At 75.3% G+C, this 15,753-nt stretch carries 16 protein-coding genes and 1 other RNA gene; 9 read left to right on the plus strand and 8 right to left on the minus strand.

The features are described 5' to 3' along the window. Positions 1-314: 314 nt before the first annotated feature. Positions 315-785, minus strand: a complete 471-nt coding sequence (locus tag FMM08_RS15475) for a DUF6992 family protein (protein ID WP_147927279.1) — start codon at positions 783-785, stop codon at positions 315-317. Between the two features lie 103 nt (positions 786-888). Here FMM08_RS15475 and ssrA point away from each other — a divergent pair. Further along, positions 889-1,260, plus strand: a transfer-messenger RNA (tmRNA) gene (ssrA, locus tag FMM08_RS15480). A gap of 87 nt (positions 1,261-1,347) precedes the next feature. Here the strand turns inward: ssrA and FMM08_RS15485 are convergent. Continuing rightward, positions 1,348-1,815 (minus strand): alpha/beta hydrolase-fold protein, encoded by a 468-nt coding sequence (locus tag FMM08_RS15485; RefSeq protein ID WP_222710828.1) that lies wholly within the window; start codon positions 1,813-1,815, stop codon positions 1,348-1,350. Positions 1,816-1,826: 11 nt separating this feature from the next. Here FMM08_RS15485 and FMM08_RS23110 point away from each other — a divergent pair, with 11 nt between their 5' ends. Then, on the plus strand, positions 1,827-1,979 hold the full coding sequence (locus tag FMM08_RS23110) for a hypothetical protein (RefSeq protein WP_187279784.1): 153 nt from the start codon (positions 1,827-1,829) through the stop codon (positions 1,977-1,979). Between the two features lie 465 nt (positions 1,980-2,444). Here FMM08_RS23110 and FMM08_RS15490 read toward each other — a convergent pair whose 3' ends face one another. Beyond that, positions 2,445-2,957, minus strand: coding sequence for a pyridoxamine 5'-phosphate oxidase family protein (locus FMM08_RS15490; RefSeq protein WP_147927281.1), 513 nt, complete (start codon positions 2,955-2,957; stop codon positions 2,445-2,447). Between FMM08_RS15490 and FMM08_RS15495 the strand changes: the two genes are divergently transcribed. After that, on the plus strand, positions 2,956-3,369 hold the full coding sequence (locus tag FMM08_RS15495) for a YchJ family protein (RefSeq protein WP_147927282.1): 414 nt from the start codon (positions 2,956-2,958) through the stop codon (positions 3,367-3,369). The two genes, FMM08_RS15490 and FMM08_RS15495, sit on opposite strands and share 2 nt — an antisense overlap. A 44-nt stretch (positions 3,370-3,413) precedes the next feature. On the opposite strand, the gene FMM08_RS15500 is transcribed toward FMM08_RS15495, so the two are convergent. Next, on the minus strand, positions 3,414-4,277 hold the full coding sequence (locus tag FMM08_RS15500; RefSeq protein ID WP_147927283.1) for a hypothetical protein: 864 nt from the start codon (positions 4,275-4,277) through the stop codon (positions 3,414-3,416). After that, a complete protein-coding gene (locus FMM08_RS15505; protein WP_255472477.1) occupies positions 4,274-6,106 on the minus strand; it encodes a bifunctional lysylphosphatidylglycerol flippase/synthetase MprF in 1,833 nt (610 codons plus the stop codon). The genes FMM08_RS15500 and FMM08_RS15505 overlap by 4 nt, the downstream gene beginning before the upstream one ends. A gap of 125 nt (positions 6,107-6,231) precedes the next feature. On the opposite strand from FMM08_RS15505, the gene FMM08_RS15510 reads away from it, so the two are divergent. Next, complete coding sequence (locus tag FMM08_RS15510; RefSeq protein WP_147927285.1) at positions 6,232-7,365, plus strand: alpha/beta hydrolase; 1,134 nt, start codon at positions 6,232-6,234, stop codon at positions 7,363-7,365. Here the strand turns inward: FMM08_RS15510 and FMM08_RS15515 are convergent. Then, positions 7,305-8,279, minus strand: coding sequence for a DUF4349 domain-containing protein (locus FMM08_RS15515; RefSeq protein ID WP_147927286.1), 975 nt, complete (start codon positions 8,277-8,279; stop codon positions 7,305-7,307). The two genes, FMM08_RS15510 and FMM08_RS15515, sit on opposite strands and share 61 nt — an antisense overlap. 162 nt (positions 8,280-8,441) lie before the next feature. Between FMM08_RS15515 and FMM08_RS15520 the strand changes: the two genes are divergently transcribed. Beyond that, the gene (locus FMM08_RS15520; protein ID WP_147927392.1) at positions 8,442-9,191 is read left to right on the plus strand and encodes a ZIP family metal transporter; all 750 of its coding nucleotides are present in this window, start codon (positions 8,442-8,444) and stop codon (positions 9,189-9,191) included. A 17-nt stretch (positions 9,192-9,208) separates the two neighbouring features. On the opposite strand, the gene FMM08_RS15525 is transcribed toward FMM08_RS15520, so the two are convergent. Continuing rightward, complete coding sequence (locus FMM08_RS15525) at positions 9,209-9,811, minus strand: isochorismatase family protein (protein ID WP_222710830.1); 603 nt, start codon at positions 9,809-9,811, stop codon at positions 9,209-9,211. Between the two features lie 108 nt (positions 9,812-9,919). Here FMM08_RS15525 and FMM08_RS15530 point away from each other — a divergent pair, with 108 nt between their 5' ends. The 4 genes from FMM08_RS15530 (at position 9,920) to FMM08_RS15545 (ending at position 14,887) form a co-directional block, all read left to right on the plus strand. Beyond that, positions 9,920-12,310, plus strand: coding sequence for a phosphoketolase family protein (locus FMM08_RS15530; protein WP_369431739.1), 2,391 nt, complete (start codon positions 9,920-9,922; stop codon positions 12,308-12,310). 134 nt (positions 12,311-12,444) lie between these two features. Then, complete coding sequence (locus FMM08_RS15535) at positions 12,445-13,938, plus strand: GGDEF domain-containing protein (RefSeq protein ID WP_147927287.1); 1,494 nt, start codon at positions 12,445-12,447, stop codon at positions 13,936-13,938. Next, a complete protein-coding gene (locus FMM08_RS15540; RefSeq protein WP_222710832.1) occupies positions 13,935-14,288 on the plus strand; it encodes a VanZ family protein in 354 nt (117 codons plus the stop codon). The genes FMM08_RS15535 and FMM08_RS15540 overlap by 4 nt, the downstream gene beginning before the upstream one ends. A gap of 50 nt (positions 14,289-14,338) precedes the next feature. After that, positions 14,339-14,887 (plus strand): YqgE/AlgH family protein, encoded by a 549-nt coding sequence (locus FMM08_RS15545; protein WP_147927396.1) that lies wholly within the window; start codon positions 14,339-14,341, stop codon positions 14,885-14,887. 3 nt (positions 14,888-14,890) lie between these two features. On the opposite strand, the gene FMM08_RS15550 is transcribed toward FMM08_RS15545, so the two are convergent. Further along, positions 14,891-15,751, minus strand: a complete 861-nt coding sequence (locus tag FMM08_RS15550; protein WP_187279785.1) for an ABC transporter substrate-binding protein — start codon at positions 15,749-15,751, stop codon at positions 14,891-14,893. Between the last annotated feature and the right edge of the window lie 2 nt (positions 15,752-15,753).

Consider the following 15,753-nt stretch of genomic DNA (forward strand, 5'->3'; position numbering starts at 1 on the left):
GTGGGCAGGCCCAGTGCCGGGTCAGGGCCCGGAAGCGGACCTCAGACTGCCCACCGGCGCTCAGCCTGCCCGTTCCGCGGCCCCGAGGGAGTGCAGTGCTGCCCCGCTGTCCGGATCTGGGCGATCGATCGGGCGCTGGAGCGTCAGAGGCCGATCGATCGCCAAGACCCGCGCTGTCGTGGGGTTCGGGCGGCCCTGCGAGACGGCCGTCTGGTGCGAGCGTCTCCGATCGTCGTCGGCGTGCGGCCCACAGCCCAGGAGCACCCCGGGGAGGTGGCGCTCAGGTGCTTGGTCGTGGCGGAGGCAGGGCGCGGTCAGGGGCGGGGCGGGCGCAGACGCGCTGCCGAGGTGGTGTCGATGACCAGCAGCGCCAGGCCCTGCAGCACCACGGCGAGGCCGTGGCCGCGCAGGGCCTCGTCGCTGGTCCGCCGGCGACCCCGTCGGCTCAGCCCGCGCAGGCGCTCCGTCACGCGGTCCGGCCGGGCGGCCAGCACCGCTCCGACGCCCACGTACCCCACGTCGGCGGCTGCGTTGGCGAGCAGCAGCGCCCGCAGCCGTCCTGCCGGCGGGGTGCTCCCGCGCGTGCTCGCTGCCAGCACCCCGGCGTCCACCGCCGCCCACAGCAGCGTCTGCAGGCCGAAGGCGCGCAGCAGCGGGTCCTGCCGCGACCGACCGGCCGCGATCGCGGCTGCGCCGCCCACCGCGCTGGCGCCCACCCACGCGCCCAGCGAGCGCTGCAGCTGCCGCTCGACAGCCGCCACCTGACCGACCTCGTCGTCGTCCACCGCACCAGTCTGGGCCCCGAGCGCCGCCGTCCGCGGGAACACGGGAGGAAACCGGAGGCGTTCCACCTGACGGAGCGCGTAGAGTGCTCTGCACAACTCCACAGGGGGTGCCAGGTCTCGACGTCGCATCGTCGAACCAGGGGAAGCGGGTCGAGAAGGCAAGGTCATCTCGTTAACGTTCCTTGCAAACCCATAGGTGCCGATTCCAAGAGCACCGACTTCGCTCTCGCTGCCTGATCAGCTGAGGTGAAAGTCCGTCGGCCCGGGAGTGCTCCCGGCTCGGGTACCGGCGTCAGCTAGGGGGCTCAACCACCGACCAGTGTCACCGGGGTCGGTGGGAAACCAAGGTGACTGGGCCCGTCAGCGCAACGTCCGTGTGAGCGCTGGGGCCGAGCAGAACGACTCACGGTCTGCACCCGGAGAAGCCCTGGGGGTACGACGGCGGACGCGGGTTCGATTCCCGCCACCTCCACTCGTCGCTCTCAGAAGTCCCACAGCAGTACGCAAGAGCGGCACCCCACCCCGCGGAGGGCCCGACCACCAGGTCGGGCCCTTCGCACGTTCAGCTCTTCTGCGGAGCGGCCAGGTGCTGGCTGAAGAAGGCGAACACCTGCGGCATCGCCGCCTTGAACGACGTCGTGAGGTGCTGGCCGCCCGGCTGCAGGTAGACCTGCGTGGTCGACGGCGGCGGCAGCAGCGGCGCGAACGCCTTGGCCTCCTTGACGTCGAGGGAGCTGTCGGTGCCCGCCACGAACAGCCAGGCGGTGTCACCGGTGTAGTGCGGGGCCAGGGCCGTCGGGTACAGCGCCTGCACCGCCGGGTCCTTGCGCTGCGGCAGCGTGGTCTCCATGGAGAAGTACCCGGCGATGCTCACCACCGCGCCGTACTGCCCGGGGTGGCGCAGCGCGATCGCCGCGGCGCAGTAGGCCCCTGCCGACGCCCCGGAGATGCCCCACCCCTTCCCGGGCGGCATGACGCGGAAGTCGTGCTGCACCGCACCGGGGAGGGCGGAAGTCGTGCTGCACCGCACCGGGGAGGTCGGTGTCGAGGAAGGTGCCCACGGCGGGCTGGCCCGGCAGGTCGGTGCACTCCGTGTCGACGCTCTTCGACACCTGCATCTCCGGCATGACGAAGACGAAGGGCAGCACCGAGCCGTTCTTCGAGCCCTGGCTGACGACGTCCTGCGCGCCGTAGGACCTGTCCGTCCAGTTGTTGTAGGTCGCGCCGTCGCCGCCGGGGTAGAGGAACAGCACCGGGAAGCCGCTGTGCGCGTACGCCGGGTCGTCGTACTGCGGCGGCGTCCACACCCACACCTTCATCGTCACGCCGGACCTCGCGCCGGTCAGCGTGGTCTGCAGCACCGTCTGGTCGCCGAAGCTGGTGGGGCTCCAGACCCGCCCGTCCGCCACGTGCGCGGAGGTCGGCGTCGTGCTGGAGCTGGGCGAGGCCGAGGCTGGCGCCGACGGGCCCGCGCTGCGCGTGGCCGACGCGCCAGACGCCGATGAGGACGACGACGAGGGCGCCGCAGCGCCCGAGCAGGCGCTCAGCGCTGCGGCCAGCAGGGCCGCCAGCGCAGCGACGAGCACGGGGCGGCGGGGTCCGAGCACGTCAAGCAGCGTGGCGATCGAGACTGAGCGGTCGCTGCCAGCCGCCTGCGCGTCAGCCGAACGTGAAGCGCGTGCAGTCGGTGGGGAAGGAGAACCACGCCAGCGCCCGCCGCGGCACCAGCACGCGCAGGCCCCCGCCGTCGTCTCCGCTCCACGCGTCGGGCCCGGGGGAGTACCCGGCGTCGTGGTACTTGGCGAACGCCTCCGACAGCCGCCGGCCCAGGTCGCCGGTGCCGGCGCGCGCCGGGTGCGAGGTGCCCTCGACCACCACCGCCTGCGCGCCGTCCTCGAGGTTGAGCGTGCACGCCGGGTTGGCGGCGAGGTTGCGGGCGTGGACGGTGGTGGCGGCGCCGTCGTACCAGAACCGCCCGTCCACCCACACGCCCCAGCGGGGCACCACGTGCGGGCGCCCGTCGGGCCGCACCGTGGCCAGCCAGTAGTGCTGCGCGGCGACGAGCCGCTCCTCGACGGCGGTCCACTCCAGCACCCCGTCGGTGCTCTCCGGGAGCCCGTAGCCGTCGGGCATCGTCGGTCGGTCCGCGCGCGGTCCCACACTGGACGTCATGGCGGGGACCGTAGAGCGCACCACCGACACCACGCGCTGCCCCTGCGGCACCGGCGAGGCCTACGGCGCGTGCTGCGCCAGGTTCCACCGCGGCGAGGCCGACGCCCCGACCGCGGAGGCCCTCATGCGCTCGCGGTACAGCGCCTTCGCCCTGCGCGACACCTCCTACCTCGCCCGCACGTGGCACGCCTCCACCCGGCCCACCCTCGACGAGCTGCGCCTCGACGCGGACCAGCGCTGGCTGCGCCTCGACGTGCTGGGGACCACCGGCGGGGGCCCTTTCGACGATGACGGCACGGTGACGTTCGAGGCGCGCTGGCGCAGCGGCGCCGAGCGGGGCGTGCTGCGGGAGCGCAGCCGCTTCGTGCGCGAGGAGCGCCGCTGGACCTACCTCGACGGCGAGGTGGCCTGAGCGCGACCCCGGTGACCACCTCCTGGTGAGACCCGGTCCAGAGATCAGCCGGGCGGGCTGGCGGCGGCAGCGGGTCGCGCCAGCTGCACGCACGCCGCCAGGGACAGGCCGACGCCCACCAGCACGGGCGCGGCCCAGCCGTCGCGGACGCCGTCGCCCAGCAGGAGCAGCCCCGCCGCGCCGCCGACCACCACCTCCACCACCCACAGCGCCGCCGTGGCGACGACGACGCCGTCGCCGGCCAGCGACCTGCCGTAGAGCAGCGTCCCGGCGACGCCGGCCACCACCACGGCCGACGTCGCGGGCTCCGCCAGCAGACCGAGCAGGGAGGCGGGCTCCACGAGGCGGGCGCACAGCGCCGCCACGGAGTAGCCGACGCCCGCGGCGGTCGAGAGCACCAGCGCGCCGGTGCGGCCCGCCAGCCAGCGCCCGCCCCGCCCGGCGGGCACCGCCGCCAGCAGCGCCAGGGCGATCGCCAGGGCGAGGCAGACGCCCACCGTCCCCGGCGGCGCGGGCTGGGGCCGCCCCGGCCGGGCGCCCGCGGCCACCAGCGCCAGCCCGACGACGGCGACGCCGACGGCCGCTGCTCCGCCGCGGCCCAGCTTCACGCCGAGCACCCGGGCGCCCAGCACCGCGGTGACCGCGAGGGAGCCGGCGAGCAGGGCCTGGACGGCGAAGAGCGGCAGCGTGCGCAGCGCCACGAGCGAGACCAGCCACGCGGCGCCGTCCAGGACCACACCGAGCAGGTACGCCGGCTGGCGCGCCAGCCCGGTGGCCGCGGCTCCGGCGCCGGGGGCCGCCGCGGCCTCCGCGCGGCGCGCCCCGACGGCCTGCAGCACCGAGGCCACGCCGTAGGCCGCGGCCGCGACCAGAGCCGCCGCGAGGCCCAGGACCGCGGCGCCGCTCATCGCGTCGGGGCGGCGCCGGGCGCGGCTCCGCCGTCGTCGTCCTCGTCGTCGTCGCGCTCGTCCTCGCGGGTGCGCCCCGGCAGCCGCTCGAGCAGGGCGGTTCCCACGCCCTGCAGCTGCTCACCGAGGCGCGGGATCGCCGAGATGAGCGGCAGCTCGCCGGTGAGGCCCTCGGCCCGCGCCATGGCCAGCCCGTCGGTGGCCAGCTGGGCGAGGTCGTCGACGACGACGAAGCGGGCGCGCCAGGCCGGGTCGTACTTGGCGTTGAAGCGCCACAGCGACTCCATCTGGGAGTGGCTGCCCAGGCGGGTGAGCACCTGGCGCGCGATCTCGGGGACCCTGCCCTCCTGCTCGCCGCTGACCACGGTGCGCAGCACGGCGAAGTTGAGGCCCAGGCCCTTCTGGCCGGCGTCGCGGACGTGCTCCGCCGTCGCGATGATCATCGCGTCGACGATGCCGGAGGGCAGGTCCTCCTCGGTGGAGCGGCGCATGACGTCGAGGGACCACCCGTCCACGTCCGCAGCGGGAACCCACTGGATGAACCCGACGAGCCGGCTGCTGCCGCCCTCCACCGCCTGGTGGGCCAGCGTGAGCAGGAGGTCGGGGTCCGCGGGGTCGGCGAGGCGGGACAGCGTCATGGAGAAGCCGCGCTCGGCCTCGCCGCGCCGGCTCTGCACGCTCAGCGCCGACATCTCCGCACGCAGCTGCGGCGTCAGCGACGCAGGGGAGTGGAAGCTGTAGGTGACGCCGGCCCGGCCGACGCGGTTGTAGGCCTGGCGCAGCGACTTCATGTGGCCGCCCTGCAGCGTGAACGCGCTGCAGTCGAGCACCGCCTCGTCACCCAGGTACACCCCGCGCATGCCGTTGCGCTCGTAGACCGGCAGCCAGGTCTCCGAGGCGCCGATGACCAGCACGGTCCAGCCGTTGCGCTCGGCGTACTCGCGGAAGTCGGACCAGGCGGCCTCGCGCTCGGCCGGAGGGCCGACGGGGTCGGGGGAGACCAGGCAGACGTCACCGCGCACGGAGTGCGCCACCACCGAGGACCCGGTGAAGAACCAGTCCTTGTCGTCGCGCAGGGCGAAGTAGGCGAGCGTGTCGCCGCCCCAGCGCTCCACCACGTGGCGGGCCCGCTCGCGCTCGCGCTCGTGGTCGTGGCGGGAGAGCTTCGGGGCGCGCCGCGGCGCGAACAGCAGCCACAGCGCAGAGCACACCAGGCCCACGCCCACCACGGGCAGCACCCGGCTGGAGGCGGGCCCCAGCCCGGGCACCACGCCCGCGGGCACGCCCACCCGGCGCGCCTCGTCGACGCCCACCAGACGCCCCGCGGCCTCGCGGGCGGTCTCGCCGAAGTAGTGGTGGTGGCGGTGACCGCCGAAGCTCACCGTGATCGCCGCGGCCACGAACACCGCCACCAGGGCACCCCCGATGCTCAGCGCCACCGCCCGCACGGCCGCGGCGCGGCTCGGCAGCACGGGGAAGGCTCGCCGCTGGGTCACCAGGTAGGCGCCCACGCCCGCCGTGATGACGGCCTCCTCCCAGTCGATGCCCTTCACCAGGTGCAGCAGGGTCAGCACCACCAGCAGGACCAGGGCCGCGGCCCACGCCAGGCGGCTGCCGCGGCGCAGGCCCCGGGCCACCACGAGGAGCGTGCACCCGGCGAGCGCGGTCACCCCCGCCGCGGTGGCCGGCACGAGGAAGGGGGTCAGGCCGATGAGCGTCTCCAGCCGGTCCCGCAGCGGGGGGAGCACCGCCGACAGCAGCGCCAGCACCCCCACCGCTCCCGTGAGGAGGGCGGCGATCCGGCGGCGTCGGTCCCGGCGCACGAGCATGTCCACGAGGAGGAATCTTGAACCACCCCGGTGACGGAGGCCTGAAGCCCCGCCCGGAGAACACCCAGGTGTCCCACAGACGGTTGCCGAGCGCATCCGACACCGGGAGCGCATGATTCTCGACGATGGCCCAGGACTCCCTCCCCGACGCGGTGCTGCAGCAGCTGCACCACCGCGAGGGCCTCGTCGGCTCCTGGTGGCCCGCGGTCGCGCTGCTCGCCCTGGCCGCGGGCCTGGTGCTGCTCGGCGTGCGGCTGCGCTCGCGGGGCAGGCGCACGTGGCTGCCCGCCGGCGCCGCCGTCGTGGCCCTGGCGGCGGCGACGGCCACCGGCGTGAACGCGTGGACCGGCTACCTGCCCTCGGCGCAGGCGGTGCAGACCCTCGCCAGCGGACAGGTCCCCGACACCGACGGCACCGTCACGCAGGTGTCGGTGCCCCTGCGGGCGGGGTCGGGCCTGGAGCCGAGCCAGACGTGGGTCTACACGCCGCCCGGGTACGACGCCTCCGGCAGCACGCGCTACCCCGTCGTCTACCTCTTCCACGGCGAGCCGGGCTCCTCGGCCGACTGGTTCACCGCCGGCGACGTCGCCCACACCGCCGACGTGCTCGTCCACGACGGGCTCATCCCGCCGGTCGTCCTCGTCGCCCCCGACCTCACCTCACCGGACACCGACGACACCGAGTGCCTCAACAGCACCCGGCCCGGCGGTCCGCAGGTCGAGACGCACCTCCTCGACGTCGTCTCCTACGTCGACGCCCACTACGCGACCCAGGCCGACCCGGAGCACCGCATCGCCGCGGGCATGTCGATGGGGGCCTTCTGCGCCGTCGACCAGGGCCTGCGCCACCAGGACGTCTACGGAGCGATCATCGGCCTGGAGGCGTTCGGCAACCCCGGCCAGGGCGGGCTCGACGCCCTCACCTCCGAGGCGCAGTACCGGGCCGTCTCCCCGGACCACTACCTGCCGCAGCTCCAGATGACCCGCAAGACGCCCGTCTACCTCGACACCGCGGAGGACGGCGACCCGGTCTCGGCGCGGGAGACCCAGCACCTCCTGGCCGAGCTGCAGGCCAAGGGCCTCCCGGTCGCGCACCACGTCGAGGCGGGGCAGCAGCACGACTGGGACTTCGCCGCCCTCGGCATCGCGCACGGCCTCGTGTGGACCGTCGACCAGCTGGGGCTCGCGCCCCAGAGGGCTCAGGACTCGCCGTCGCCGTCGGAGGCCGCGCCGGGCTCCGACGCCACCGCCACCGGCTGACGGGCCCGGCGGGCCCGGCGGGCCAGTCTGCTCGCCGCGAGCGCGAGCGCGCCGACCACGGCCGCGGCGGCCAGCCACGGCAGCAGCACCCCGGCCACCACGAGGGCGGCGCCGAGCGCGGAGACGAGCGAGCGCCAGCCGGAGGCCAGTCCGTCGAGGAAGTCGCTGGGTCCCGCCTCGGGCGCCGACGCGCGGCCCTCCACCGACAGCGACAGCGTGGCCATCTGCACCTGCCCGGCCAGCAGGGTGCGCTGCTGCACCAGCGAGTCGAGCTCGGCCTGGCGCTGCGTCAGGGCGCTCTCGGCGGCCACGACCGCCTCGGTGCTGCCGGCTCCGGCCAGCAGCTGGGTGAGCCGGTCGGTGGACGTGCGCAGCGCGGCGATCCGGGCGTCGAGGTCGGTGGCCTGCGCGGTGACGTCGGTCGCGGTGACGTTGACGTCGCTGACGGTCCCGAACTGCGCGAGCCCGTCCACCGTGGTGCTCAGGCGGTCTGCGGGCACCCGGAGCACGAGCTGCGCGAAGGCCGGGCCGCCTTCGGGCGTCTGCACCGAGCGCTCCTCGACGCGGCCGCCGCCGCCCTCCACCCGCACGGCGATGCGGCCCGCGGTGCCGGCGACGTCTTCGGAGACGAGGTGCGCCGAGGCGGTGGTGATGATCTGCCGCGCGGCGTCGGCCGCCAGGTCGCTGCCGCTCGCCCCGACGCCGGTCCCGCTCTGGAGCGACTCGGTGGACGCGGAGTCCGCGACACCCGAGTCCCCGCCGCCGCGGGAACCAGCGGCTGACGCGGCCGCCGCGGGAGCGGCCTCGGAACTCGCGGTGCTGCCGCCGCTGCTGGCGGTGCAGCCGGCGAGGGAGACGGCGGTGGCCGCGCACAGCGCGACCACACCGGACCTGAGGACGACGCGCCTGCTCATGCCCGCACGACGCAGCTGCAGCCTCGCGGTGTTGCACCGCTGCGCGGCCGTGACGCGATCGTGATCGTCTCCTCAGCGCGCGGTGCGGGTGGGCCGCGCCTACGGTCCCCGAGGTGGTTGCTCGAGCACACGGGCCGCAGGGCGTGAGAGGTGGGCGGCGCGGTGCCGGTGTGGCTCGAAGCAGGTGCGTGGGGGCTGGTCGGCGGGCTGGCCCTGGTGCTGGGCGCAGCGGTGGCGTGGTTCGTCAGGGTGCCCCGCTGGGCGGTGGCCTCGGTGATGGCCTTCGGAGCGGGAGTCCTCATCTCAGCGCTGGCCTTCGAGCTGGTCGACGAGGCCGAGCGCTCCGGCGGCCTCACCGCGACGGTGGTGGGGTTCCTCGCCGGAGCCGTGGTCTACGTGGCCGCCAACGCGGTCCTGGCCCGGTTGGGCGCACGCCACCGCAAGCGCTCCGGTGACCAGCAGCCCAGCGAGGACGACGACTCCGGCAGCGGCGCCGCGATCGCCGTGGGCGCCCTGCTCGACGGCGTGCCCGAGTCTGTGGTGCTCGGCCTGTCGCTGCTCAGCGGGGCCGGGGTGGGCGTGGGCGTGCTCGCCGCCGTGTTCATCTCCAACGTGCCCGAGGGCCTGTCGAGCGCGGCGGGCATGCGCCGCGCTGGTCGCAGCGCCCGCTACGTGTTCGGCGTCTGGGTGGGCATCGCCCTGGCCAGCGGACTGGCGGCGATGCTCGGCGCCCTGCTGCTCGACGGCGCCTCCGACCAGCTCGTCGCGGTCATCACGGCAGTGGCCGCCGGCGCGATCCTCGCGATGGTGGCCGACACCATGGTCCCGGAGGCCTTCGAGCGCACTCACCTCCTCACCGGCCTCATCACCGCGCTGGGCTTCCTCGCGGCGTTCGCCGTCTCCCGCGCCTGAACAGGACCGACGGGACCTCAGAGCACCTCGACGCCCGCGGAGCGCATCTCGTCGACCGCGCGCTCGTCGTCGCCGTCGGCGAGCTGCACGAACCGCGTCAGCTCCAGCGGCACCTGCACCGCCAGTCCCCGCGCGGCGCCGTCGAGGGCGGTCGCCTTGACGCAGTAGTCACCCGCGAGCCCGACGACGACGACCCGCTGCACCCCTCGGGAGTCGAGCAGGTCTCCCAGCACGGTGGCCTCGCGGCGCCCGGAGGCGAGGTCGAGCTCGGAGAAGCCGGAGTAGCCGTCCTCCGCGCCGGTGCCCTTGCGGACCCGCGGCGCGCCGTCAGGCACCACCAGCGCCGGGTGCAGCTCCGCGCCGGGCGTGCCGGCCACGCAGTGCACCGGCCAGACGCCGCCGTCGGCGGCGAAGTGCGGGGTGTGCTCGGGGTGCCAGTCCTGCGTGAACACCACCGGAGAACCCGCCTCCACCGCGGCCTCCACCTCGGCGTTCACGAGCGGCACGACGTCCTCGCCGCCGCGCACGTAGAGCGACCCGGTCGGGTCGGCGAAGTCGACCTGGACGTCCACCACCACCAGGGCCGTGCTCGGCCCGTACGCGAAGCGCTCAGCTGCCACCCGTCAAGCCTGTCCCACCGCGTGAGGGAGCCGCCAGCGGGTAGGTGGGAGGACGTGACCGACCTCGCCACCCGCCCCGCCGTGCCCGTCGTCCCCGGAGGCGACCTGGTGCCGGACGTCCTGGACGCCGAGGCCCTCGCCGCCGTCGACCACTGGTGGCGCGCCGCCAACTACCTGTCCGTGGGGCAGATCTACCTCCAGGCCGACCCGCTCCAGCGCGAGCCGCTCGGCCCCGATCACGTCAAGGCGCGCCTGCTGGGCCACTGGGGCACCACCCCCGGCCTGAACTTCGTGTGGAGCCACGTCAACCGCGCCATCCGCGAGCGCGACACCGAGGCGCTGTTCGTGGCCGGCCCCGGGCACGGCGGCCCGGCGGTGGTGGCCAACGCCTGGCTGGAGGGTGCCTGGACCGAGGCCTACCCCGACGTCGACCAGACCGAGGAGGGGATGCGCCGGCTGTTCAAGCAGTTCTCCTTCCCCGGCGGCATCCCCAGCCACGCGGCGGCCGACGTTCCCGGCTCCCTGCACGAGGGCGGTGAGCTCGGCTACGCCCTCGTCCACGCCACCGGCGCGGTCTTCGACGACCCCGACCTCGTGGCGGTGTGCGTCATCGGGGACGGCGAGGCCGAGACCGGCCCGCTGGCGGCCTCCTGGCACGCGAACAAGTTCCTCGACGCGGCCCGCGACGGCGCGGTGCTGCCCGTGCTGCACCTCAACGGCTACAAGATCGCCAACCCCACCGTGCTGGCCCGCATGGCTGACGACGAGCTGGAGCAGTACCTGCGGGGCACCGGCTGGGACCCGCTGTGGGTCTCCGGACCCGGCGACGGCGAGGACGCCACGCCCGTCCACCAGCGCATGGCCTGGGCGCTCGACACCGCCCTGGACCGCATCGCCGAGAACCAGCGCGCAGCCCGCGAGCACGCGGCCGCCCACGACGGCGACCCCGGCGACCGCCCCCGCTGGCCCGTGCTCGTGCTGCGCACGCCGAAGGGGTGGACCGGCCCGCACGACGTCGACGGCCAGCCGGTCGCGGGCACGTGGCGCGCCCACCAGGTGCCGCTCAGCGAGGTCCGCTCCGACGAGGGGCACCGCGAGCAGCTGCGCGCGTGGCTGGAGAGCTACCGCGCCGAGGAGCTCTTCGACCCCGCAGGCGCCCCGACGGGGGCGGTGCTCGCCAACCGCCCCCGCGACGAGCGGCGCATGAGCGCGAACCCGCGCACGAACGGCGGCCTGGTGAAGAAGCCGCTGCGCCTGCCCGACTTCCGCTCCTACGGCGTGGACGTGCCGCGCCCGGGGGAGCAGATGCACAGCCCCACCACCGTCTTCGGCGACTGGCTGCGCGACGTCATGGCCGCCAACCCCGAGACGTTCCGCCTCTTCGGCCCCGACGAGGTGGCCAGCAACCGCCTGCAGGCCGTCTTCGACGTCACCGACCGCCAGCTCGCCGACGGCCCCCGGGACGGCGACAGCCACGTCCAGCGGAACGGCCGCGTCATGGAGGTGCTCTCCGAGCACCTGTGCCAGGGCTGGCTCGAGGGCTACCTGCTCACCGGTCGCCACGGCCTGTTCACCAGCTACGAGGCCTTCATCCACATCGTCGACTCGATGGTCAACCAGCACGCCAAGTGGCTCAAGACCACCCGCCAGCTGGCCTGGCGGCGCCCGCTGGCCTCGCTGAACTACCTGCTCAGCAGCCACGTGTGGCGCCAGGACCACAACGGCTTCTCCCACCAGGACCCGGGCTTCATCGACCACGTGGTCACCAAGAAGGCCGAGATCACGCGGGTGTACCTGCCGCCGGACGCCAACACGCTCCTGTCGACCATGGACCACGTGCTGCGCAGCGAGCACTACGTCAACGTCGTCGTCGCCGGCAAGCAGCAGGCCCTCGACTACCTCACCGTGGACGAGGCGGTCGCGCACTGCACCCGCGGGCTCGGGCGGTGGGCCTGGGCCTCCAGCGACGACGGCGTCGAGCCTGACGTCGTCATCGCCTGCGCCGGCGACATCCCCACCCAGGAGGCGCTCGCGGCGACCGCGATCCTCCGCCGGCGGCTGCCCGAGCTGCGGGTGCGCTTCGTCAACGTCGTGGACCTCATGCGGCTGCAGCCGTCCTCGGAGCACCCGCACGGGATGCCGGACCGCGAGTACGACGCGCTCTTCACCACCGACAGGCCCGTGCTGTTCGCCTTCCACGGCTACCCGACGCTCGTGCACCGGCTGACCTACCGCCGCACGGGTCACCACAACCTGCACGTGCGCGGGTTCGTCGAGGAGGGCACCACCACCACGCCCTTCGACATGGTGCACCGCAACGACCTCGACCGGTTCCGGCTCGTGATGGACGTCATCGACCGCGTGCCCGGGCTCGGCGTGCGGAACGCCGGGCTGCGGCAGGAGATGGCCGACGCGCGGCTGGCGGCCCGGGTGCACGCCTACGAGACCGGAGAGGACCCCGAGGACATCAGCGGTTTCCGCTGGGACCCGTCGCTCTGACCTATGGTGACGGGGTGGTTGCTCTGCGTGTCTGGGGTGTGCCCGGCGGCTGTGAGGTGCCTCCCACCTGCGACATACTCCCGGACCGGGAGGCGGGGAGCCCCGCAGCGGTCGACGGCAGGCAGGAGGCGCGCGTGCACGCGAGCAGCGACCCCAGCGCCTCGGCCGCCGCCCTCGCCGCGTCGGTCGGCGCTGACGACGCCCTCCTGCTCCGCCCGGGTCCTGACGGCCGCTGGGTGCACGTGGCCGGCCTCGGTCCCGGTGGCACCCCCTCGACCGCGTCGTCCTCGGCGGGCGCCGAGGACGACGACCTCCTCGCCCGCGCGGTCCGCAGCGGGGCGGTGGTGCGGGTGCTGGCCGTGGAGCCGGCGCACGTGGTCGCCGGCTACCGCGCCGCGACCGCGGCCCTGGTGGCCTGCCGCGACGACGCCGTGCTGGTGCTCGGCGCGTCCGGCCGCAGCGAGCGCCTCCTGGCCAGCTCCGACGGCGCCGTGCGCACCACCGCGCACCACCTCGTGACGGTCCTGGAGGCCGCTTCCCCGCTGTCCTCGTCCTCCGCCGCAGCGGCGGGCCTGGCGGTCACGGGCTCCGTCGAGGGCCCGGTGGTGGACGAGCTGCGCGCCCTGCACGCCGTCCAGGAGCTCACCGGCGCTCTGCGCCGCTCGCCCTCGGAGGCGGTGGAGCGGGTGGCGCACGTGCTGCTCGACGCGCTGGGCTGCCGGCTCGCGGCGGTCTGGCTCGACGGCGGCCCCGCCGCCGTGGTGCGCAGCGCCACCCCGCCGCCCGGGGGAGGCGAGGGCAGCAGCGCCCTCGAGCGCTCCGACGACGCCGCGGTGCTGGCGGCTGCCCGTGCCGCCGTCGCCGGCCCGGCGCCCGCCGCCGGCGGCGGGCCAGCTGGCGCCCCGCTGCGCCCGGAGGACGGCGCCGTGGCCGTCCTCGTGCTGCCGCTGGGCGGGGCCGAGCACCCCGGCGGACCCACGGGCGGGGTGCTCGCCGTGCGCGCCGGCGCCAGCGCCCAGCCCTTCAGCCCGCTGCGCCGCCGCATCGCCACCCAGCTCGTGCACACCGCCGGAACGGTGCTGGCGGTGGTGCTGGCCCGCCAGAAGGTGGAGCAGCAGCTGTCGGACACGCGCCTCCAGCTCGGCCGCGACGCGCTCACCGACGTCGGCAGCCGCCACCGCTGGGACTCCGAGCTGGCCGCGGCCCAGGGCCTGGTGGACGCCGGCGTGCCGGTGGCGGTCGCCCTGCTCGACCTCGACGACCTCAAGCGCGTCAACGACTCCCACGGCCACGCCGCCGGCGACGAGCTGCTGCGCACCTGCGGCGCCGCCCTGCGGGCCTGCCTGCGCGACAGCTCCGACGTGGTGGCCCGGGTCGGCGGCGACGAGTTCGCCGTGCTCGTGCCCCGCGTGGGCGACGTCGACGCGCTGGTGGCCCGCCTGCGCGCCGGGGTGGAGGCCGCCCGCACGGCTGACGGCATCCCGCTGCGCGTCTCCGTGGGCGCGGCGCGCGCCGAGCCGGGTCGGACGGTCGCCGAGGCGGTCACCGCGGCGGACGCGGCCATGTACGAGGACAAGCGCCGCCGCCGGGAGCAGCGCGCCCGCTCCGGAGAGCGCTCCGGCCGGTGAGGGCGCGGCTGCTGCTCGCCGCGGCCGTGGTGCTCCAGCTCGTGGTGCTCTACGCGCCCCGCGCGCCGTCCACCGACCAGGTGCCGCTGGTGGGCCCGGTGGTGGACAAGGCCGTGCACCTGGCCGTCTTCGCCCTGGTGGCGTGGACGGGCCGGCGGGCCGGCCTGCCGGTGCGCGTGCTCGTCGTCGTCCTGCTGGCGCACGCGGTGGTCTCCGAGCTGCTGCAGCACTGGGTGCTGCCGCACCGCAGCGGCGACCCGCTCGACGCGCTGGCCGACGCCGCTGGCGTCCTGGTGGGGCTGCTGCTCGCGGCGCGGCCGGGCACACGACGGGGCAGACTGGGCGCGTGACGCTCGGGAAGGGCGAGGAGAAGGCCGGTGCAGGGGTCGACGGGTGGTCGATGACCGGCCGCCTGCTCGTGGCCACGCCCGCCCTGACCGGCGAGGAGTTCCGCCGCAGCGTCGTCCTCCTGCTCGACCACACCGCTGACGGCGGCGCCTTCGGGGTGGTGGTCAACCGCCCGACAACCACGGCCGTCGACGCCGTCCTGCCGGACTGGCAGCCGTACACCACCGCCCCCGGCCAGCTCTTCCGCGGCGGGCCGGTGGGTCTCGACTCGGCGCTGGGCCTGGTCCGCGCCCCCGGCGACGACGCCGAGCCGCTCGGCGTGCGCCGCATCGTCGGGTCGGTCGGCGTGGTCGACCTGGACGCGCCCCCGGAGGTGGTCGCCCCCGGCGTGGCCGGTCTGCGGATCTTCGCCGGCTACGCCGGCTGGAGCGCCGGGCAGCTCGAGGAGGAGGTCGCCGAGGGCTCCTGGTACGTCCTCGACGGCGAGGCGGGGGACGCGTTCACCGCCGCCCCGCAGGACCTGTGGGCCGCGGTGCTGCGCCGGCAGGGCGGCAGGCTCGCCTGGGTGGCGTCCTACCCCTCGGACCCCGCTCTCAACTGAGGCTCATGCGCCGCCGTTGATGGAGGTGCTCTTCAGGGCGCCGCCCGCCACGTCGTACTTCTTGAGGATCCTGTCGTAGGTGCCGTCGGCGATGGCGTCCTGCAGCGCCCGCTGGAGGGCGTCGCGCAGCGCGGTGCGGTCCTTGGCGAAGCCGTACCCGTAGGGCTGGGGCTGCAGCTGGTCACCCAGCACCTTGATCTTCCCGCCGGAGTTCGCGGCCAGGTAGACGGCCGCGGGGAGGTCCTCCACGCCGAAGTCGGCCCGTCCTGCGAGCACCTCGTCGACGCTCTTGGTGTACGGCACGTCGACGAAGGTCACCGGAGGCTGGCCCGCCCGGGCGCACAGCTGCGACTGGGCGAGGATGATGTCGCCGTCGGTGGTCCCGCCGGTGCTGGCGCCCCGCCGCCCGCACCAGGAGGACGGCGAGGTGAGGTCCGGACCGTCGGAGGCGACGAGCACCTGGGCGCCGGCCACGAAGTAGTCGACGAAGTCGACGTCGGCCTGGCGGTCCGCCTTGTCGGTCATCGAGGAGCCGACCACGTCGATGGTGTGGGCGGCTGCGGCCGGGCGGAGGTCGGCGAAGGCCACGTCCTCGAACTCCGCCTTCAGCCCGAGCCGCTTCGCGAGGTCGGTGAGCAGCTCCGCGTTGACGCCCTCGAGCTGGCCGCCCTCGCGGTACTCCATGGGCGGGTAGGTGGCGTCGATGCCCACGGTCAGCACGCCGTCCTGGACGAGCTGCAGGTCAGCCGGCCTCGTGTTCGCCGGGGCCGCCCCAGCGGACCCGCCGCAGGCGGAGAGCGGCAGGACCGCGGTGACCGCGAGGACGACGGCGGTGAGGGCGCGCGGACGGTGGGTGCGGATCACGG

It is taken from the genome of Quadrisphaera setariae (assembly GCF_008041935.1).
Taxonomy (GTDB): domain Bacteria; phylum Actinomycetota; class Actinomycetes; order Actinomycetales; family Quadrisphaeraceae; genus Quadrisphaera; species Quadrisphaera setariae.